The 20587-nt window shown below is 75.2% G+C and carries 15 protein-coding genes; 9 read left to right on the plus strand and 6 right to left on the minus strand.

The window, feature by feature from the left end:
• The first annotated feature begins 6 nt into the window (after positions 1-6).
• A complete protein-coding gene (locus tag ACFYXE_RS24060) occupies positions 7-966 on the plus strand; it encodes a Gfo/Idh/MocA family protein (protein ID WP_389315440.1) in 960 nt (319 codons plus the stop codon).
• 38 nt (positions 967-1004) lie between these two features.
• Here ACFYXE_RS24060 and ACFYXE_RS24065 read toward each other — a convergent pair whose 3' ends face one another.
• Genes ACFYXE_RS24065 through ACFYXE_RS24085 form a run of 5 tightly spaced genes read right to left on the minus strand, consistent with a single transcriptional unit; the run spans position 1005 to position 7335 of the window.
• Entirely contained in the window at positions 1005-1865 is an 861-nt protein-coding gene (locus ACFYXE_RS24065; protein ID WP_389315442.1) for a phytanoyl-CoA dioxygenase family protein, read from the minus strand.
• A 16-nt stretch (positions 1866-1881) separates the two neighbouring features.
• Complete coding sequence (locus ACFYXE_RS24070; protein WP_389315444.1) at positions 1882-2997, minus strand: hypothetical protein; 1116 nt, start codon at positions 2995-2997, stop codon at positions 1882-1884.
• Between the two features lie 7 nt (positions 2998-3004).
• Positions 3005-4177 (minus strand): hypothetical protein, encoded by a 1173-nt coding sequence (locus ACFYXE_RS24075; protein WP_389315446.1) that lies wholly within the window; start codon positions 4175-4177, stop codon positions 3005-3007.
• Positions 4174-6288: a DegT/DnrJ/EryC1/StrS family aminotransferase gene (locus tag ACFYXE_RS24080; RefSeq protein ID WP_389315448.1), complete on the minus strand. Its 2115-nt coding sequence runs from the start codon at positions 6286-6288 to the stop codon at positions 4174-4176. The genes ACFYXE_RS24075 and ACFYXE_RS24080 overlap by 4 nt, the downstream gene beginning before the upstream one ends.
• A gap of 6 nt (positions 6289-6294) precedes the next feature.
• Positions 6295-7335: a radical SAM protein gene (locus ACFYXE_RS24085; RefSeq protein ID WP_361179839.1), complete on the minus strand. Its 1041-nt coding sequence runs from the start codon at positions 7333-7335 to the stop codon at positions 6295-6297.
• 652 nt (positions 7336-7987) lie between these two features.
• Between ACFYXE_RS24085 and ACFYXE_RS24090 the strand changes: the two genes are divergently transcribed.
• The 8 genes from ACFYXE_RS24090 (at position 7988) to ACFYXE_RS24125 (ending at position 17755) form a co-directional block, all read left to right on the plus strand.
• Positions 7988-8740 (plus strand): 3-hydroxybutyrate dehydrogenase, encoded by a 753-nt coding sequence (locus ACFYXE_RS24090; protein WP_389315451.1) that lies wholly within the window; start codon positions 7988-7990, stop codon positions 8738-8740.
• A 351-nt stretch (positions 8741-9091) separates the two neighbouring features.
• Entirely contained in the window at positions 9092-10111 is a 1020-nt protein-coding gene (locus tag ACFYXE_RS24095) for a pyridoxal-phosphate dependent enzyme (protein WP_389315453.1), read from the plus strand.
• 166 nt (positions 10112-10277) lie between these two features.
• Positions 10278-11306, plus strand: coding sequence for an ornithine cyclodeaminase family protein (locus tag ACFYXE_RS24100; RefSeq protein ID WP_389315455.1), 1029 nt, complete (start codon positions 10278-10280; stop codon positions 11304-11306).
• 56 nt (positions 11307-11362) lie between these two features.
• Positions 11363-13174, plus strand: a complete 1812-nt coding sequence (locus ACFYXE_RS24105) for a GNAT family N-acetyltransferase (RefSeq protein WP_389315457.1) — start codon at positions 11363-11365, stop codon at positions 13172-13174.
• Positions 13171-14439: an ATP-grasp domain-containing protein gene (locus ACFYXE_RS24110; protein WP_389315459.1), complete on the plus strand. Its 1269-nt coding sequence runs from the start codon at positions 13171-13173 to the stop codon at positions 14437-14439. Before ACFYXE_RS24105 ends, ACFYXE_RS24110 begins: the two co-directional genes overlap by 4 nt.
• On the plus strand, positions 14436-15707 hold the full coding sequence (locus ACFYXE_RS24115; protein WP_389315461.1) for an MFS transporter: 1272 nt from the start codon (positions 14436-14438) through the stop codon (positions 15705-15707). Before ACFYXE_RS24110 ends, ACFYXE_RS24115 begins: the two co-directional genes overlap by 4 nt.
• 51 nt (positions 15708-15758) lie before the next feature.
• Positions 15759-16757 (plus strand): diiron oxygenase, encoded by a 999-nt coding sequence (locus ACFYXE_RS24120; protein ID WP_389315463.1) that lies wholly within the window; start codon positions 15759-15761, stop codon positions 16755-16757.
• A complete protein-coding gene (locus ACFYXE_RS24125; protein ID WP_389315465.1) occupies positions 16754-17755 on the plus strand; it encodes an ornithine carbamoyltransferase in 1002 nt (333 codons plus the stop codon). Before ACFYXE_RS24120 ends, ACFYXE_RS24125 begins: the two co-directional genes overlap by 4 nt.
• Here ACFYXE_RS24125 and ACFYXE_RS24130 read toward each other — a convergent pair.
• Positions 17719-20511 carry an AAA family ATPase gene (locus tag ACFYXE_RS24130; RefSeq protein ID WP_389315467.1) on the minus strand — a complete coding sequence of 931 codons (2793 nt, stop codon included), beginning with the start codon at positions 20509-20511 and terminating at the stop codon, positions 17719-17721. The genes ACFYXE_RS24125 and ACFYXE_RS24130 overlap by 37 nt on opposite strands.
• Between the last annotated feature and the right edge of the window lie 76 nt (positions 20512-20587).

Genomic DNA, 20587 nt, shown 5'->3' on the forward strand with positions numbered 1-20587 from the left:
GACCACGTGAAATGGGCCATCGCCGGATACGGCGACATCGTGACGCGCCGGGTGCTGCCCGCCCTGCACGCCCTCGGCGAGGAACCCGTGGCCCTCTGGGGCCGCGACCCGGACCGCGCGGCGCGCACCGCCCGCCGGCACGCCGTCGCGGCGTCCGGCGACGACCCCGGCCTCCTGCTGTCGTCCGGCGCCGACGCCGTCTACGTCGCCACCCCCGTGGTGCACCACGTCCCCTTCGCCCGCGCCGTGCTGGCGGCCGGCCTGCCGGTGCTGGTCGAGAAGCCGCTCGCGGGCACCCTCGCGGACGGCGGCCCGGTCGACGGGGCCGGGCCCTGCGCGGGCGTCGCTTACTACCGGCGGCTCGCCCCCGCCGTACGCCGCCTGCGCCAGGAACTCGCCGGGTGGACGCCCGACCGCGTGGACGTGCGGTTCCGGTGCGCCTTCGCGCCCGCGCCCGGCGACCCGATGGCCTGGCGCACCGACCCCGCCCTGTCCGGCGGCGGCGTCCTCGCGGACGCCGGGAGCCACCGCGTGGACCTGCTGCTCCACCTCTTCGGGCGGCCCCGGGAGATGACGGCACGGCTCGGCCGGCGCTTTCCCCGGGGCGCCGAGCGACAGGCCGAACTCGTCCTGCGCTGGGCCTCGGGGCTGCGCGCGCACTGCCTCCTGGAGTGGGGCGAAGGGCCGCCCCTCGACCGGTTCCGGCTCAGCGGCGGTGGCCGGACCGTGCTGCTCGACCCGCTCGACTCGGGGCACGTGGAGGGCCTCGCGGGCACGCCGTACCCGCTCCGCATGCCTCCCGCCGACAACCCCCACCAGCCGCTGCTCGCCGACTTCGCGGTGGCCGTCGCGTCCGGCACCGCCCCGGTCTGCCCGGTGGCCGAGGCGGCGCTCGTCGACGACGTGATCGTCGCGGCCGTCCGCTCGGACGCGGCGGGCGGCCGCCCGGTCCGGCCCTGGGGCTGACGGGACCCCGGGGCCCGGCCGGCGGGCCAGGACCGCTGTCAGGCCCCGTCGTCCGCCGACCACGGCTTCAGCCAGCGCGGGTCGGGAGTGTCGTCCGACCGGATGAAGCGGGCGTCGACGGAGAGCCGCATGGCGTCCGTCGTCGTGTCCAGGGACGCGTGGATGGTGCGCGGCAGGTGCACCATCACGTCGCCCGCCGCGAAGTCCGCGCACAGCCAGCGGCGGCCGAGCGTGCGCGCGGTCAGCGCCAGGTCGTGGCAGATCTGGCGGCGGTCGCCGGGCCGGTCGGTGACGTCGCGCAGCGGCGCGTACTCCTCGGGCGCGAGACGGTGGGAACCCTCCAGGTACACCAGGGCGCCCGTCTGCGGCGGGCAGTCCCCGACCGGGATCCACAGCGTCACCACGCGCGGCGAACCCTCGTCCATGTAGTCGAGGTCGACATGGGCCCGCGAGGCGCGCAGCGTGCCCCGGTGGAAGTGGCGCAGTATCCGCCGGGGCAGCATCTCCGCCTTGAAGCCGAGGAGCTGGGCGGCGAGTTCGGCGAGGACGGGGTTGCCGACGAAGTCGTCGAAGGGCGCCGAGCGCACGAACGTGTACGCGGGATGCCCGGCCACCCCGTACTCCGGGACCTCCGCGGGCACCCTCCCGGAGAACACGCCGTCCTCGGGTCTGCTCCCCGCCGCGAGGAGGCCCGGCGGGAACAGCGAGAAGTACTCGCCGCGCAGCCGCAGCACTTCGGCACGGTCGAGCAGCCCCGGCAGGTACAGGTACCCGTCCGCGTCCAGCCGCTCCCGCAGCGCGTCGGGGTCCCTCGGCGCCAGCAGGTCCGCGCTGGGGCGCAGGCGGCCGAAGAGCTCGGGGGTGAAGGGGATCGGTACGCCGTTCGACGTCAAGTTCACGATCAGTGTCCTTAGGTCAGTAGACGCCTTCCACCGCCTCCTCGGCGTCCGCGGAGTCCAGGAAGGGCCGCACGGCGGCGACCCCGTCCCAGGGGAACCACGGGTGCGGCCCTGTCCTGACCGCGCTGTCCCGCTCCAGGAGGTTCGGCAGGAAGAGGTCTTCGAGGAGTGTCGTGGTCCGTACCCGGCCGCGCTGTCCGATCCCGACCTCGTGCCACGGGTCGGCCGGGTCGACGACCGTGAGCACCGCGAAGGGCGGGGGCAGGTGGTAGGAGTGGCCGGTGCCGCCGGGCACGGCGGGCGAGCCCGGCACCGCGTCGGCCTGCAGGGCGTGGCCGACGAGGGTGTTGCCGTACGTGTCGATCCACTGCACGCCCGGCAGGTGTTCCTCCCGCAGGAAGTCGGCCTCGGCGGCGGTGCAGGAGGTGCCGCCCGTGCAGACCGCCCGGATCCCGTACGTATGCAGGGGCCGCGGCAGCCGCATCGCGAGCTCCACGAGCAGCCGCGAGGTGGTGAAGAGCAGTGTCGGGCGTTCGGCGGCGAGCAGGGCGAGCGTCTGGTCGATCAGGTGCGCGGTGTACGTGTCGGCCCGGTCGCCGGTGCGCAGCGCGGCCTTCACCCAGCGCGGATCGAAGTCGATGGCGTGCACGGCGCCGCGCCAGCTGTCCGCGAGGCCCTCCACGAAGTGCCCGTAGGCGTGCGGGCCGCCCGGTGTCATCGCCAGGACGTCGCCGCCCGCGACCCCGCGTGCCTCCAGGACCGTGCGGTAGATCTCCACGTCGTACGCGAGGCGCGTGACGTTGACGATCCGGCAGGGCACGCCGGTGCTGCCGCCGGTCTCGAAGACCCGGAAGGGCCGGTCGCGGTAGCCGCGCGGGCGCAGGTCGCGGGCGTTCGCCGCGCGCAGCTCGGCCTTGTCGAAGAGGCCGAAGCGGTCCAGGTCGGCGAAGCCGGTGATGTCGCTGAGCGGGTCGAAGCCGAGCTTCTCGCGGCGGGTGACCCAGAAGGGGCTGCCCGTCTCCGGGGCGAAGTGCCAGCGCATCATGCGGCGTGTCCACGTGTCGAGGTCGACGCCCAGCTCCGGGACGCGCTCGCGCAGGGTGGCGGGCAGCGCGTCGAAGGCGGTGGTCATGGGTGCCTCACTTCGCTGGGCGGTACACGAACAGGGACTCGGCGGTGATGGCGCGCAGCGCGTCGGGGGAGGCGCTCAGGACGGCGCAGAAAGGGAAGGGGGCCTCGTGGCCGATGAGCGGGTGCGGGGCGGACGCGGCGGTGAAGTGCCCTTCCAGGAGGGCGAGTCGGGGGCTCGCGTGGGCGGCGCCGGCGGGGCCGTGGACGACGGCCGGGCGGCGGGTGAGGACGCGGTCGCCGGGGCGGAGCCGGTCGGTGACGCCGGCGGCCGCGCGCTCGGCGGCGCCCGGCTCGCGGAAGGCGGTCAGGGGGAGCGGACCGTCCGGGGCGAGCGCGTCGAGAGCCGCGGCCAGCGCGCGGGCCAGGGGCTCGGCGGCGCCGGGCCGTTCGACGACGACCGTACGGACGTTGCTGCAGAAGCGGCCCGAGTCCGCGGCGACCAGCGGCAGCAGCCAGGCCACGGCCTCGTCGACCGCCATCCGCGCGGGGACCCGGGCGCAGCCGCGGCCCGGGCCGTGCACGGTCAGCGCGGGGGAGTCCCGCACCGACGCGGCGAGCCCGGCGCCGCCGTAGACGATCTGCCGGTCGGTGAGGCGCACCAGGGCGCCGAGGAAGCGCTGTTCGGTGGGGTAGAGGCCGATCCGCTCCGCGGGCCAGCCCGCCGCGAGCAGCGCGGCGACGAACCGGGCGGCGGAGAACGGCTCGCGCCGGCTCGGCCGCAGCCACACCCCCGCCGAGCGTGCGGCCTGGTCGCAGGCGGACTCCAGGCAGGTGAAGGTGTTGCCGGGCAGCGCGACGAGCGCCAGCCGGTCGTCGGGGTCCGGCGTGTCCTCCCGCTTGAGCAGGCCGTCCCGCAGCATCGCGCACCACCGGTCGACCAGCGGTCCCGGCAGCCCCGCGCCCTCCCACAGCACGGCCCGGAAGTCCTCGGCGCTCTGCGGACCGAGGCCGTCGACGTGGACGGTCCCGCGGTCGAAGAGGTCGAGGGCCGCCAGGAGCAGGTCGCGGCGTCCGGTGAGCGGCGGCAGGCCGGGGCGTGCGCCGTCCCACCACCGCCGGTCCGCGTCGGCGACGATCTCCGGCACCAGCGCGAGTTCGCCCCGGGCCGGGCCGGGCAGCGGCGCCCGGTCGGACGAGGCGCGCCAGGCACCCCTGCGGAACGCCGGAAGGACGGCCGTCACGGCAGCTCGCTGCGGAGCGCGGCGACCACCCGTATCTGCTCGGCCTCCGTCAGGGACGGGTACAGCGGCAGCGCGACGTGGTGCCGGGCGAACCAGCGGGCCCGCTCGAACGCGCCGTCCGCCGCGTCCTGTTCGCGCCGTGCGGCGAAGAACGGGTGGTCGCAGAGCAGCTGGTCGTACACCTCACCGGCCAGGGACACCCCGTGCCGCTCGCGCAGCCGCTTCTTCAGGAGCGCGCGGTCCAGCGGCCCGTCGGGGTCCGGATAGGCGAGGTACTTGTAGTAGTTGCTGCCCGCCGTGGCCGGGACGGCGTGCGGTCGCAGTCCCGGCACGTCGGCGAGCAGCGCGTCGTAGCGGGCGGCGAGGGTGCGCCGGGCGGCCAGCGTGGCGGCGAAGCGCTCCAGGTCGACCGTGCCGACGGCGGCGTGCAGTTCGCTAAGCCGCCAGTTGCCGCCGGGCCGGTCGTGCAGGGTGGAGCCCTGCGCGCTCTTGCCGTGGTCGCGCCAGCGCCGCACCTGTTCCAGGTCGTCCGCGGAGCCCGCGGACAGCAGCCCGCCCTCGCCGCTGACGGCGACCTTGGTGGGGAAGAAGGAGAAGGCGCCGAACCGGCCGAAGCCACCGGCCGGGCGTCCCGCGAGCGTCGCGCCGAAGGCGTGGGCGGCGTCCTCGACCACGGGGACGTCCCGCTCCCGGCAGAGGGCGAGGACGGGGTCGAGGGCGGGCGAGACGATGCCGCCGATGTGCACGGGCAGGACGGCGGCGGTGTCCGGGTGCCGGTCGAGGGCGGCGGCCAGTGACCGCGGCGCCATGCCGAGGCCGTCGAGTTCGATGTCGACGAAGCGCACGGCGGCCCCGGCCCGCACGGCGGCGGCCGCCGTCGCGAAGAACGTGTTCACCGGTACGAGGACGGTGCGGCCCGTGACGCCGATGATGCGCAGCGCGATCTCCAGGGCCGCCGAGCCGGATGCCACCGCCGCCGTGCCCGTCCCGGTCCAGGGCCGGGCCAGCTCCTCGAAGCGGGCCACCTGCGGGCCCTGGGTGAGGATGCCGGAGGCGAGCGCGGCGTCGACCCGGTCGAGCACGGCGCGCCGCTCGGCGACCTCGAAGTGGATGCGCTGGGCGGGCACGTCGCCGCCGGGCGCGGCGGGGGCGGCCAGGGTGCGGGCGAAGAAGTCCGCGGCGTGGCCGACGTGGGTGCCGTGCCCCATGGCGAGTTCGTGGATCTCGGGGTCGGCGCCGGCGCTCGCGTAGGCGTCCCGCACCGTCTCGGCCGCCGCGCGCGCGTCGGCCGGTTCCAGGTAGGCGTCGGCGGTGCCGTACTGGAGCTGGAGCGGCGCCGGGGCGAGGGTGCCGTACAGGTCGGGCAGGTCGGCGTATTCCAGGATGCCGGGGAGCACGGCGCCCTCGTGGCCGGTCAGCAGCCTTTCGAACAGGGCCTGGTAGCTGCCCAGGTGGCTGGCCGCGCAGAGCGGGATGCCCCGGCGGCCGCAGAGCAGGGCGGTGTGCAGGGCGACGGCTGCGCCCAGGCTGTGGCCGAACAGGCCGACGCGCTCCGGGTCGACGAGCGGGTGCGCGGCGAGCAGGTCGAGGGCGCCCAGCGCGTCGCCGGTCAGGGCGCCGAGCAGGGAGCGGCCGGTGAGGGTGAACGCGTGCGCGAGCAGCGTCCCCTCGTCCCGTCCGGCCCTGCGTCCGGCGTCCAGGGAACCGCCGATGCCGTGGTCGAAGGAGAGGGTGACGAAGCCCGCCCTGGCCAGCTGCTCGGCGACGTTGCGGTCGGGGTGGTCCGGCGGCACGTCACCGGTGAGCTGGTCGAGGCGGGCGTTCTTGCCGCCGAGCACGAGGACCGCGGGGCCCGGCGCGGCGTCCGGCGGGGCGAGGAGGGTGCCGTGGAAGGAGCCGCGTACCGGGGAGGTGAGCAGGAGCCGCTCGTGGTGCAGTCCGTCGCGCAGGGAGGTGGTGGACCCGGTGGTGTCGAGCGGGGCCCGCTCGACGCGGGCCAGCCGCTCCACCAGGGCCCGCACCCGGCGGGCCCCGGCGGCGTGCTCGGTGCTCTTGCCGGGGCGCAGGGCCGGCTCGGCGGCCAGCAGCCTGCGCACGTGATGTAGCTGCATCGTGCCTCAGACGAAGTCGCCGTGCAGGGTGCTCGGCACTTCCAGCGCGTAGTCGTGCAGGGCCTCGTCGAGCTTGATCTGGCCGCGCTTGAGGAGTTCGAGGAGCTCGTTCTGCGGGCGGTAGAAGCACGACTTGCACAGGTCGGTCCTGCGCGGGTTGGACTCCTCCCACTCGGCGCGCGGGCCGCCGTCGAGGACCTCCGCGTAGCCCTGCTCGACGACGTTGCCGATCAGATAGCGGCTGTTGAGGTGGACCTGCGGGCAGGGGTAGAGGTTGCCGTCGGCGCCGACGGCCGTGACGAACCGGCTGTAGTGGCAGCGCTCGAAGTCGCCCTCGACCTCCTCGACCTGGTCCATCGGGCCGCGGTCGAGCTTCGGCACCGACACCTCGAAGGCGTCCGTGGAGAACTCGGCGGCGCGGGTGAGGGATTCGGAGATCTCCGACATCACCGATTCGATGGTCTCGTGGCCCATCGCGCTGTAGAACTCGGGCTCGAAGCGGACGTAATGCGCCCCGGACTCGCGGGCGATACGGGCCGCCTCGATGATCTCCCGGTAGTTCTGCAGGGTGATCACGTAGTTGAAGCCGATGCGGAAGTCCGGGTCGACGGCGTTCTCCCGCAGCTTGCCGACCGAGCCGATGAACTTCGAGAACGTCTGCTCGCGGTCGCGGGTGATGTCGTCGAACGTGGTCTCCGTGCCGGCGTTCAGACCGATACGGACCCAGGTGTGGGTCGCGGCGACGACCTCGGCGACCTTGGGCCTGCCGAGCCGCGAGCCGTTGGTGATCAGGCCGATGCGCAGTCCGGCCTCGTGACCGGCCCGGCAGATCTCGGCGTACCCGGGGTGGATGGTGCACTCGCCGCTGCCGCAGAAGGTCACGGCGCGACCGTCGTTGGCGGCGAACTCGCGCAGCAGGGTGACCGCCTTGTCGGTGGCGATCGAGTCCTTGAACGAGAACAGGTCGTAGAACTGCTCCTCGTTGGGGGAGTGGAAGTTGCAGAAATTGCAGCGCATGTTGCAGGCGCCCATGATGCCGATCCGCATGTGGACCGGTTTGATTTCCTGTCCCGCCACGAAACGGCGCAGCAATTCGCCGTGGGCGAGGACCTTCTGCGGTGAATGTGCCTGATCGAGGCTGACGATTGGCAGGCCTTCTCGGTTCTGGGGGGCTACCAATCCAATATCGCCGGCACCAGGTGTGATGTTCACGAACCCCCCACGCATGATCGATGTGCGGTGACTTGTCCGAGCGGTGTTGGGGACACTAGGCAGGCCGTGAAGGGCTGTCAATGGGTCTAGACAACACGGGAGTTGATGGCGGAATCAGGGCTCCCGGTCTGTTCGTGCCTACGCCATGCGTGGTACTCGGAGGCCCGTCGTCCGGCGGGGCGGCTCTGCGCGCCGCACCCCGCCGGGGCGGCGGTACGCACCTGGTCGGCGCGGCGGTGGACGGCCCGTGCCGAACATGCCCACTGCATAGTCCCGTGGGGTGTCAAGGGGCAAAAACGCGTCGAGTCCGGTACGAATCAGGGCGCTCGGTCCGCGATGCGAGGGCGTCCGTCGGCCGTGCGCCCGCCCCGCGGCGGGCGCACCGCGCGGCCGGGGGACACACGGTGGCCACCCACACCCCGCCGCCCCGCACTGTGGTGCCCGCGACCATGGGAGGACCCGCCCGCGCCTCCCTAGCGTTCCGGGCATGACGAGCGAACACTTCACCGGCCGCACCGCCCTGGTGACCGGCGGCGGGAGCGGCATCGGGCGGGCCTGCGCCGAGGCGTTCGCCGCCGCGGGCGCCCTGGTCCACGTCGTCGACGTCGACGCGGAGTCGGCCAAGGCGGTGGCCCGCGCGGTCGGCGGCGTCCCGCACGCCGTGGACCTCACCGACGCGGCCGCGATCCCCGCGCTGCCCGCCGCCGTCGACATCCTGGTCAACAGCGCGGGCACCCAGCACGTCGCGCCCATCGAGGAGTTCGACCCGGACCGCTTCGAGCTGATCCAGCGCCTGATGGTCACCGCGCCCTTCCTGCTCCTGCGGCACTGCCTGCCGCACATGTACCGGCGCGGCTGGGGCCGGGTGGTGAACATCTCCAGCATGCACGGGCTGCGGGCCAGCCCCTTCAAGTCCGCGTACGTCGCCGCCAAGCACGGCCTGGAGGGGCTCAGCAAGGTCGCCGCCCTCGAAGGCGCCCCGCACGGCGTGACCAGCAACTGCGTCAACCCCGGCTATGTGCGTACGCCCCTGGTGGAAGGGCAGATCGCCGACCAGGCCGCCCTGCACGGCATCGCCGAGCAGGACGTCGTCAGGGACGTCCTGCTCGGCCGCTCCGCGATCAAGCGGCTGATCGAGCCCGCGGAGGTCGCCGCCGTCGCCCGCTGGCTCTGCGGCCCGGACACCGGCTATCTCACCGGGACCTCGGTCCCCGTCGACGGCGGCTGGGGCGCCGCCTGAGCGGCCCGGACCACCCGAGGAAAACCCTGGGTCCGGCCCTGGCGCCCGGTGGTTGAACCGCGGAACCACCGGCTCACCGTTCCTGCGTTCGACGCCCTGCGTCCCACCTGCCCCTCCCGGCCCGCGGCGCCCGGCCGGCCACCTCCGGTCCCGGGCCCGGAGTCCAGGGTTTTCACGGTCGCCCCCGCTCACCCGCGGGGCCAAGGTGGAGCCACGGTCGCGGAGCCGCGGCGGACCTGGAAACACCGATACGGGGGAGAAGGACCGGTGACCGGACGTACTACGGGGGTGTACGCACCGGCGGGCCGCCCGGGACCGGGGGAGCGACCGTCGCGAGGGCGGGGGACGGGGGTGCCCCACGGCACCCCCGCTCGGGTGCGGGACGTCTCCAGGATCGGCCGCACCCCCCTCCTGCCCGTGCGGCTCCAGGTCGCCGGGCGCGAGCGGGAAGTGGCCCTGAAACTGGAGCAGTTCAACCCGGGCGGGTCGGTCAAGGACCGGACCGCCTACGCCCTTGTCGAGGACCTGGAGGACCGCGGGCTGCTCGGGCCGGGACGTACCGTCGTGGAGTCCACGTCGGGCAACCTCGGCGCGGCGCTCGCCTATGTGTGCCACAGCCGGGGCTACCCCTTCGTCGCCGTCGTCGACCCCAAGACCTCCCGCCGCAACCTCGACGAGATGACCGCACTCGCCGCCCACGTGGAACGCGTGGACCGGCCCGACGCGCACGGCGGCTATCTGCACGCCCGGCTCGACCGGGTCCGTGACCTGCTCGCCGGCGACACCTCGCTGGTCTGGCCCGACCAGTACCGCAACCCGGCCAACCCGCGCGTCCACCGCGAACAGACCGGCCCGGAGATCCTGCGGCACGCACAGGCCAGGCCCGACGCCGTCTTCGTGGCCGTCTCCACCGGCGGCACCCTGGCCGGAGTCGCCCAGTACCTGCGGATGGTCGCGCCCGAGTGCCGGGTCGTCGGGGTGGACGTGCGCGGCTCGGTGGCGCTCGGCGGCCCGCCGGGGCGGCGCAGGCTGACCGGGATCGGGGCGGGCCGCCCGTCCGCGTTCGCCCGCCCCGCCGACTGCGACGAGGTGCGGCACGTGCCGGACGCCGAGGCCGTGGCCGCCTGCCACCGGCTGCGGGCCGGGACCGGCGTGGGCGTCGGCGGCTCCTCCGGGGCCGTGCTCGCCGCGGCGGCCCGGTACCTCGCGCGGCACCCGGACGCCGGGGAGGTCGTGTGCCTGTGCGCGGACGGCGCCGACCGCTACGAGGACACCGTGTACGGCGCGGCCTGGCTGCGCGAGCACGGGCTCACGCCCGCACCGTCCGGCGCGTCCACCGGGCCCGCCTTCGACGCCGCGCGCCTCGCCTGACCCGGCGGCACCGGACGCACCGGCCGGCTCCGCGACCACAGGACCACGACCACGACCAAGACCACGACCAGGACCAGAACCAGGTCCACCGCAAGGACCACCGCAAGAACACCGCGCACGACCGCACTTCGCAGGACAACGGCAGTACAACGGGGGAACCGTCACCATGCCCGCTCACGGCACCATCACCCATCGATCCGACACGCTCACCTACCTCTGCGGCGAGGAGGTGCGTCAGGCCTGCGCCGAGATCGACCCGCTGGCCTGCATGCACGAGACGCTCGTCGCGCACGCCGAAGGCAGGACGATCCTGCCGCCCGAGGCCTACCTCGGCTGGGCGTCGCCCGGCGGCGGCGAGGCCCGCAGCATCGCCATGCCCGGCCTCGTGCACGGCGGCCTCACCGCCGCGGGGACGAAGGTCATCAACGCCCGTCCCGGCAACGTCGAGCAGGGCCTGCCCCGCGCCAGCGGCCTGACCGTGCTCTTCGACCCGCGGACCGCCCGGCCGCTGTGCGTCATGGAGGGCGCCCACATCAGCGCCCTGCGCACCGCCGCCGTGTCCGTGCTCGCCGTCCGCCGCCTGGTGCGCCCCGGCGCCCGGGCCGCCGCCCTCTACGGCGCGGGCGTCATCGCCCGCGAGCACGCCCTGATGCTCGCCCGCAGGCTGCCGGGACTGGAGGAGATCCGGGTGTACGACGCCGTGCCGGGCCGCGTCGCGCAGTTCGAGCAGGACACCGGCGTGGTCCTCGCCACCTACGGCGTGAAGATCACCGCGGCCGAGGACGCCCGCACCGCCGCGTACGGCGCCGACGTAGTGATCGCCTGCACCAGCGCCCGGCACGGCTACGTCGAACGCTCCTGGCTGGCCCCCGGCACCCTCGCCGTGAACGTCTCGCTCGACGACCTCACCGAGGACGTGCTGCTCGGCGCCGACAAGCTCTACGTCGACGACTGGGGCCTGATCCGCGACGACCCGCACCGGCTGCTCGGCCGGCTGCTGCGCGCGGGGCGGGTGCGCGAGGAGCACGGCGCCACCCTCGGCGAGCTGCTCGGCGGCACCCGCCCCGGACGGGAGTCCGACGACGAGCTGATCGTCGTCAACCCGTTCGGCCTCGCCGTCGAGGACATCGCGCTGGCCCACCGGGTGTACCGCATCGCCCGCCACCGGGGCCTGGGCACCGCGCTCCCGCGCTGAGTCCGCCCACCCCGCCCCAGCCCACCGCGCCACCCGTAGCCACGGAGAAGAAGACTGTGAAACGACTGCTGTTCGTCGCGGGCCGCAGCGGCCCGTCCCTCGACTACGCGCTGCCCCGGCTCGCCGCCGTCGCGTCCGTGCACGCCGTGCTCCTCTCGCCCGTCGACGACTTCGCGCGCGGAGAGCTCGCCCGGCACTGCGCCGACGTCACCGACCGCGCCGACGCGCCCGACCCCGTCGCCGCCCTCACCGAACACGCCGCGCTGACCGGCGCGCAGGGCCTGCTGACCTTCTCGGAGTACGCGGTACGGCCCGTCGCCGAGGCCTGCCTGCGGCTCGGCCTGCCCGGGCCCGGCGTCAACGCGGCCCGGGCCCGCGACAAGTGGCTGATGCGGCTGCGCTGGCAGCGGGCCGGGGTGCCCGTGCCACGCTTCCGGCAGGTCACGAGCCTCGGCGACCTGCAGCGGGCCAGGGACCGGCTCGCCGCGCCCTTCCTGCTCAAGCGCGCCGACGGCGCCGGGTCCATCGGGCACGTCCTCATCGGCGAGGACACCGACATCGCCGACGTCTGGCACCGCTCCCTGGAGGTCGACCGGGCCGCCCGCCTCGACGGCTTCGGCGACTACACGGCGGGTGAGCACGCCCCGTCGTTCGTCGCCGAGGAACTCATCGCCGCCACCACCGCGTCCTGGTACCCGGGCGAGGACGACGGCACCCGCGGCTACGGCGACTACGTGAGCGTCGAGGGCATGGTCACCGGCGGCACCTACCACCCGGTCTGCGTCACCGGGCGGCTGCCCACCGTCGCCCCCTTCACCGAACTGAGCAACCAGGCGCCCTCCGTCCTGCCCGAACGGCTCCAGCGGATCGTCGAGGCGCACGCCCGCCGCGCCGTCGACGCCCTCGGCCTGGACACCTGCGCCACCCACACCGAACTCAAGCTGATGGCCGACGAACGCGTCAGCCTCCTGGAGACCGCGGCCCGCGTGGGCGGCGCCATGGTGACCCGCGAGGTGGCGGAGGTCTTCGACGTCGACCTGATCACCTGCCAGGCCCACGAGGCACTCGGCGAACCCCAGAAGTACCCCGAGCGGATGCTCGTCACCGGCACGGGCCGCGCCGCGGCCTCGCTCGCCCTGATCGCCACCGACTCCCGTGGCACCCCGTGGCGCACCCGGCCCCGCCTCACCTGGCGCACCCTGGACTGGAGTTCCCTGGTCTCGCCCGGCACCACGGTCGAGGTCGCCCGTGGCAGCACCGTGCCCGACGGCACCGTCATGCCCCGCTACGACGCCGCGGCCGCCGCCCTCAGCATCGGCGGCATCGCCTACGTGACCGCCGCCGACCCCGCCACCCTCAAGGCGGACACCTACCGCATCCTCGACGGCCTGGAGGGCGCACTCGCCCCCGGCACCCGGACCCCGGCGCACCGCAGGATCACGCTCACGGCACCGGCGCCCGTCACCTACGCGGACGAACTCCCGGACGCCGCGGAGGTGGCGGACCTCTTCCGCGCCGCCGGACTGAACGGGCCGCTCGACGACCCCGACCGGATGCGCCGGATGCTGGAGACCTCCCAGCACATCCTCACCGCCCGGGTGAAAGGCCGCCTCGTCGGGCTCATCCGGGTGCTGACCGACCTGTCGTTCAACGCGTTCGTCGCCGACCTCGCCGTCCACCCCGACCAGCAGCGCCGCGGCATCGGCAGCGACCTCCTGCGCCGGGCCACGGAACCGCACCCCGGCGTCAAGTTCGTCGTCCACCCCGGCAACCACTCCGGGGACTTCTACCGCAAGCAGGGCTTCCAGTCCGCGCCGGAGTGCGTGGCCCTGCCCCGGCGCGACCTCCCGGCGAAGGAGACCCGATGAAGACCGCCGACACGACGGCAGGAACGGTCCTGGTGGTCGGCAGCGGCACCGAGGAGTACCGCGCCTACCTGCTGCGCTCCGCCGCGCTCCGCGCCGACCTCTGGCTGCTCGACGCGGCCGCCCCCACCTGGCAGGCGCCGCACCTCACCGGGGCCACCACCGTCGACCCGACCGACCCCCACGCCCTGATCCGCGCGGCCCGTGCGGTCGCCGAGGTCCGGAAGGTACGGGGCGTCCTGTGCTACGACGAGGCCCTGATCCTGCCCGCCGCGCAGGTCGCCGAGGCCCTGGACCTGCCGGGCCCCTCCGTCTCCGCCGTCCGCAACTGCCGCGACAAGCACCGCACCCGCGCCCTGCTGCGCGACGCCGGGCTCCCGCAGCCCCGCCACGCGCTGGTCGCCGACCTCGCCGAGGCGGCCGCCGCGGCCGAGTGGATCGGCTACCCCGTGGTGGTCAAGCCCCGCGGCCTGGGCGCGAGTCGCGGGGTCGCCCTGGTCCGCTCGGCCGCCGACCTGCGCGACCTGTTCGCCGACGCGCGGGCCGCCCACTACCCGGGCGTCCCGACGTACCGCGCGGGCATCCTCGTCGAGGAGTACCTGGACGGCCCCGAGATCAGTGTCGACGGCGCCGTCCACGACGGCCGCTACCTGCCGATGTTCCTGGCCCGCAAGGAGGTCGGCCTCTCCCCGTACTTCGAGGAGACCGCCCACGTCGTCAGCGCCGGCGACCCGCTCCTGGACGACCCGACGCTGCGCTGGGTGCTCGCCGAGACCCACCGCGCGCTGCGCGTCACCGACGCCCTCACCCACACCGAACTCCGCCTGACGGCACGGGGATTCGTCGTCATCGAGGTGAACGGCCGACTCGGCGGCGACCTGATCCCCCACCTCGGCTCGCTCGCCACCGGCATCGACCCCGGCCTGGTCGCCGTGGACGTCGCCCTGCGCACCCCGCCCGACCTCACGCCCGACCGCTCCCGCTGCACCGGCATCCGGTTCCTCTACCCGCCCGGGCACTGCCGGGTCGAGCGCGTCACGGTGCCCGCCGCCGACCCCGCGCGGGGCCTGCTGCGGTCCGTGGCCCTCGCCGCACCCGGCGACGAACTGCGGCTGCCGCCACTGGACTACCTCCAGCGGTACGCGTACGTCCTGTGCGAGGCCGACTCCGCCGCCGAGTGCGCCGCGCGCCTGACCGACGCGGAGGCCCGGGTACGCCTGGAAGCGACCCCGCTGGACCTCGCCCGCGCCGAACGGGTCGCGTCGTGACGGCACCCGACCCGCCCGCACGCGGCTCCGGGCACGGCGCCGCCGACGGGCGGCAGCCCGACCCCGGCATCCGCGCCGCCCTGCGCGAGCTGCCGGGACCCGCCCGGCTGCTCCTGGCCGGCGTCGCCCTGAACCGCATGGGCTCCTACGTCCAGGTCTTCGTCGTCCTGTACGTCACCCACCTCGGCCACACCGCGGCACAGGCGGGCCTGGTCCTCACCGGCTACGGCGCGGGTTCCGTGCTCGGCACCCTGCTCGGCGGCACCCTCGCCGAACGCGTCGGCAACCGCCTCGCCATCGCCGGATCCGTGCTCGTCACCGGACTGCTCACCGCCGTCCTGCCCGCCGTCCCCGGCTACCTTGCGCTGCTCCTGACCGTCACCGCCATCGGCACCGCCTCCCAGGTCTACCGGCCGGCGGCCGCCGCCCTCCTCGCCGAACTCCTGCCCCCGCACCGCCTGGTGGTGGCCTCCGCCGCGTTCCGCCTCGCGCTGAACGTCGGCGCCGCCCTCGGACCGCTCGTCGGCGCGGCGCTCCTGACCGGCTCGTACACGCTGATGTTCGAGGTCAACGCCGCCGTGTCGGTGCTGTTCGCGCTGCTCGCCCTCGCCGTGCTGCCGCGCGGCCGGCCCGCCCCCGCCCCGCCCGGCGGCCCCGCCCGCGCGCGCTACGCCGACGTGCTGCGCGACCGGCGGTTCGCGCTCGTCGTCCTCGCCCTGTTCCTGATCGCCCTCGTCGAGTCGCAGTACCTCTCCGCCCTCCCGCTCGACCTGCGCGAGCAGGGCGTGCCGACCGCCGTCTACACCGCGCTCGTCGCGCTCAACGGCCTGCTCGTCATCGCGGGCGAACTCCCGCTGACCCGCTATGTGCAGCACTGGCCGATGCGGGTCTCCATCGCGGGCGGCATCGCGCTCATCGGCGTCGGCATCGGCCTGTACGGGGTGCGGGCCGGGGCCGTGCTGCTCGTGGTCGCCACCGTCGTGTGGACGCTCGGCGAGATGGTCGCGGCCCCCTCCACCCTCGCCTACCCCGCGCTCACCGCGCCCGGCCCCGCCCGCGGGCGCTACATCGCCGCGCTCTCGGCCGGCCAGAGCATCGGCTACGCCGCCGGACCCGCCCTCGGCGCACTGCTGTTCCAGGGGGTCGGCTCCGCCGTCTGGCCCGTCTTCGCCGCCGTCGGCCTGCTCGGCGCGGCCGCGGCGGGCGCCGGGGTCCGCCAGCCGCGGGTCCTGCGCCCCGCACCCGCCCCCGCGGCCCCGCCCCCGTGACCCGCCGACCGCCCACCGACCCGCCACCTGCCCCCCCGGATCAGAGGAGAGATGACCACCAACGCGTCCCACGACGGCCCCGACTGGTACGAGCGGTCGGGGGTCCGCAGCGGCCCGCACCGGACCGTGACCGGCCCCCTCGACCCCGCGTCCCGGTTCTTCCCGCCCCACCTGGTGCCGTACTGGAACCACCCGCTGGTCCGCGCGCTCCCCGAGCGGCGCCGCCACGAACTCCTCGCCCGGCACCTCTACCACTACCTCACGTTCACCGCGCACTTCGAGACCCGCGTGGTCAACCGCGCCACCGAGCGCATCGCGGACGGCCGCACCGGGCTCGCGCTGCCCGCCGGGGTGCGCCTGGACGCCTACCGCATCTACTGCGACGAGGGCTACCACGCGCTGTTCAGCCTGGAGGTCGTCGAGCAGATCGCCGCGGCCACCGGCATCGCGCCGCTGCCCTACGCCTTCGACCCGTTCCTGGACCGGCTCGACGGCATCGGCGCCGAACTCCTCGCCGGGGAACCGGTCCTGGCCCAACTGCTGCAGGTCGTCGTCTTCGAGACGCTCGTCACCTCCGTCCTCGGCGACGTGCCCAAGGACCGCGCGGTGCTCCCCGTGGTCCGCGACGTCGTCCGCGACCACGCCCGCGACGAGGGCCACCACCACGTGTACTTCGCCCGGTTCTTCGAACGGCTCTGGTCCGACCTGCCGACACCGCTGCGCCGACGCGCCGCCCACTGTCTGCCCGAGCTGATCGTCTCCAGCCTCTCGCCCGACCTGCGGCCCGTCGGCGCCGCCCTGACCGTGGCGGGCCTCGGCCCCGACGCGGTGAGCGACGTCATCGCGGACAGCTACCGCACCCCGCGCGGGGCGAGCGCGCTGCGGGCCACCGCACGGCACACCGTCCGGCTGTTCCGGGACGCCGGAGTCCTCGAACTGCCCGGCGCCGCCGACGCGTTCGCGGCGGCAGGACTGCTCACCGACGTACCCGACCGGCCGGCCCCCGACGTACCGGACCTGCCGGCACCACCCGTGGAGGAGGAACGATGACGTCCCCCGGCACCACCGCACCGCGCGGCGCCCCGCCCCAGGTCCCCGAGACCGGCCTGTTCTCCCTGGCCGACCTGCCCGTGGACACCGTCACCCGGCTCGCGGACCGGGCCGTGGAACTGCACCACGACCCCGCCGCGCACACCCGCCCGCTGGCCGGGAGGACCGTCGGCGTGCTGTTCACCGAGCCGTCCACCCGCACCCGGACCGCGTTCACCGTCGCGGCCGTCCGCCTCGGCGCCGCCCCCGTCACCTACGGGCCCGGCGACCTCCAGCTGTCGACCGGCGAGGCCGTCGAGGACACCGGACGGGTCCTCGGCAGCATGCTGGACGGACTCGTCGCCCGCACCGCGGGACCCCTCGCCGACCTGCGCACGCTCTCCCGGCACGGGCACCTGCCCGTCGTCAACGCCATGGCCACGGAGGAACACCCGTCCCAGGGCCTGTGCGACCTCGCCACGCTGCGCCTGGTCCTCGGCGACCTGGGCGGACTGCGGCTGCTCTACGTGGGGGAGGGCAACAACACGGCGACGGCGCTCGCGCTCGCCCTGTCCGGCATCCCCGGCTGCGAGGCCACCTTCGCCTGCCCGCCCGGCTACGGCCTGCCCGACGACCTCCTCACCACGGCGCGCAAACGGGCCGCGCACTGCGGCGCCACGCTCACCCACCGCGACACGGCGCACGCCCTGCCCACCGGCGTCGACGTCGTCTACACCACCCGCTGGCAGACCACCGGCACCAGCAAGCCCGACGCCGCCTGGCGCGAGCGCTTCCGGCCCTTCCACATCGACGAGGAGTTCATGACCCGGCGCCCCGGCGCGCTGTTCCTGCACGACCTGCCCGCGCACCGCGGCGACGAGGTGACCGGCGCCGTCCTCGACGGCCCCCGGTCCGTGGCCTGGACGCAGGCGGCGATGAAGCTCAGCAGCGCCACGGCCGTCCTCGAACACGCCCTCGGGGATCAGACCCCGGAGATCTCCGGGACCTCCGAGGCCTGAGCGAGCAGCCGCACGAGCTGCGCCCTGCGGTGCACCCCGTCGAGCTTGCGGTAGATGTTGCTCAGGTGGAACTCCACGGTCTTGACGCTGAGGAACAGCCGCTCGGCGACCTCGTGGTTGGTCAGACCGCGGCCCACCACCAGGGCCACCTGCAGCTCCTGCGGGGTCAGCCGCTCCAGCGGGGCGCGCTCCGGGCGCACCTCGGTGCCGCCCGCCGCGCGCAGTTCGGCCGCGACCCGCGCCGCCCACCCGGCCGCGCCCAGCCGCTCGAAGGTCGCGAGCGCCCGTTCGAGGACCCGCCGGGCCTCGCTGCGCCTGCCCTGCCTGCGCAGTTGCTCGCCCCACGCGAACTCGGTGCGCCCCCGCTCGAAGGGCACCGGACGCTCGGAGAGCAGCGCGAGCGAGCGCCGCATGTGCCGCGACGCGGCCTCGGGGTCGCCCGGTTCGAGCAGACCGCGGCAGCGGGCCGCCGCACCGGCGGTGACCGGGCGGTGGCCGCGGCCCGCCTCGTACTCCAGGACGGCCAGGACCTCGCGGGCCTCCTCGGTGCGGTGCAGGTGGACGTAGGCGTCGGCGAGGTCGGCGGCCCACGTCAGGTACAGGCCGTCGCCCCGGCCGTGCCGCTGCGAGAAGGCCCGCACCTCCTCCAGGTGGCGCACCGCCTCCTCGAAGCGGCCGAGCCCCAGCTCCAGGAGGCCGAGCCCGCCCAGCGCCCGCGCCGCGTCGAGCTGCAGCTCGGTGGAGGCGGCCCACTCCATGGCCTGCGCCGCGTGCCGCCTGCAGTCCTCCTCGCGGCTGAGCGCGGCCTCGGTCCTGACCAGGGCGGCGAGCCCGCGCGACACCTCGATGAGCTGCCCGCTGGCCTCCGCGAGCCGCACCGACTCGTCCGCGTGCGCGAGCGAGGCCGTCCAGCGGCCCCGCCAGAAGTCGACGACGGCCAGGGTGCCGAGCAGGTGCGAGAGCAGCCCGACCGCGCTGGAGCTCCGCGCCGTGTAGGCGGCGCGGTCCAACAGGCCGTGCGAGGCGTCCAGTTCCTCGGCCGCCAGGTAGCACAGGCCGCCCACCCCGGCGAGCGGGTAGGGGAAGGCGGGGTCGGGCGAGGTGAGGGGTTCGGCGAGCTCCCGCAGGAGCGCGCGGCCCGCCTCCGCGTCGCCGCCGAGCAGCAGCACCAGGGCGTGCAGCAGCCGCACCGGCAGCAGCGTCTCGTGCGCGGAGTCGGCGAGCCCCATCGCCGCGGCCGAGGTGGCACGGGCCGCGGTGAGGTCGCCGATCGCCAGCTCGGTGAGCGCGATGCCCCCGAGCATCACCGCGGCGAGCGCCGGGTCGACCTTCTCCGCCTCGTCCACGGCCGACCTGAGCAGTTCGCGCGAGCGGGTCGGCCGGCCGCGCTGCACGTCCAGGTAGCAGCGCAGTTGGCGGATGTCGAGCCGGGTGCCGAGCTGTTCGGCGTGCTCCAGGGCGCGGTCCAGGATCGCCGCCGCCTCGTTCAGCGATCCGGCGGCCTGGGAGGCGCGGGCCGCGCACAGCAGCCGCTCCGCCTTGTGCTGCCCCGCCGGGGTGAAGCGGGCGGCCCGCTCGTACAGCCGGGAGGCCAGCGGGTAGGCGAGGGTGTCGGGGGCGCCGGACGCGGCGTTCTCCAGTAAGGACGCCACGTGTTCGTCGGGCTCGGCGCCGGATGCGGCCAGGTGCCAGGCGTACTGCTCCAGGGCGGGGGCGGTCGCGCCCTGGAGGGAGCGGGCGATGGCGTGGTGGGCCCGCCGTCTGCGCACGGGTGTCGCGCCGTGGTAGACCGCCGAGCGCACCAGCGGGTGCCGGAAGGCGTAGCCGTCGCGCTCCTCGACCACCAGACCCGCCTCCTCGGCGGCCTCCAGCGATTCGTAGCTGAGGCCGTGCGCCCGCAGCGCCGCCTCGGTGCCGGCCAGCGGCCGGGTGCCGAGGACCGCGAGCAGCAGCATCGCGTCCTGTGCCTGGGCGGGCAGCCGCGCCACCGCGCTGCCGAAGGTGTGGGCCAGCAACTCGCCGATGGGCAGCGGCGCCTGGGAGCCGTCCCCGTCGTCGTCGGCGTCGCTGCCGGCCAGCAGAGCGGGCAGCTCGATCAGCGCGAGGGGATTGCCGCGGGCCTCCGCGAGGAGCCGGGCCGCCTCCCGCTCGGTGAGGTCGGCGGTGCCCTTCTCGGCGATGAGCCGGTGCGCGGACTCGGGGTCGAGGCCGGTGAGGGTGAGCGTCTCGATGGAGGCGAGGCGGGACGCGGCCTCCTCCAGCTCGTCGCGCGCGGTGAACAGGACGACGACGCCCTCGCGGCCCAGTCTGCGGGTGGCGAAGGCGAGCGCGTCCAGGGAGTACGGGTCGAGCCAGTGCGCGTCGTCGACGGTGACGAGGACGGGGCCCTCCTCGGCGAGCGCGCCGAGCAGGCTGAGGGTGCCCGCGGCCACCGCGAAGCGGTCCTGCGCGACGGCGGGGCCGAGGGCGAGCGCGCCGGTCAGCGCGGCGGCCTGCCGCTCGGGGATGCGGTCCAGGAAGTGCAGGACGGGACGCAGCAGGTCGGCGAGGCCGACATAGGGCAGGTCGGACTCGACCTCGACGCCGCGGGTGCCGATCCGCAGCAGGTCGCCGGCCTGCTCGGCGACGTGACCGACGAGGCTGGTCTTGCCGATCCCGGCCTCGCCGCGGACGAGCAGGGCACCGCTCTCGCCCCCGCGTGCCTTGTCGATGAGGGCGAGAAGACGAGCGCATTCCGCGGAACGCCCCAGGAGCATGCGTCCAGCGTACCGGCGTCGGGTGACGAAGCGGAGAGGCGGAAGCGAACGTATCTCTTCTGGTCGGGTCACGCCT

Source organism: Streptomyces sp. NPDC002564, assembly GCF_042889645.1.
Classification (GTDB): domain Bacteria; phylum Actinomycetota; class Actinomycetes; order Streptomycetales; family Streptomycetaceae; genus Streptomyces.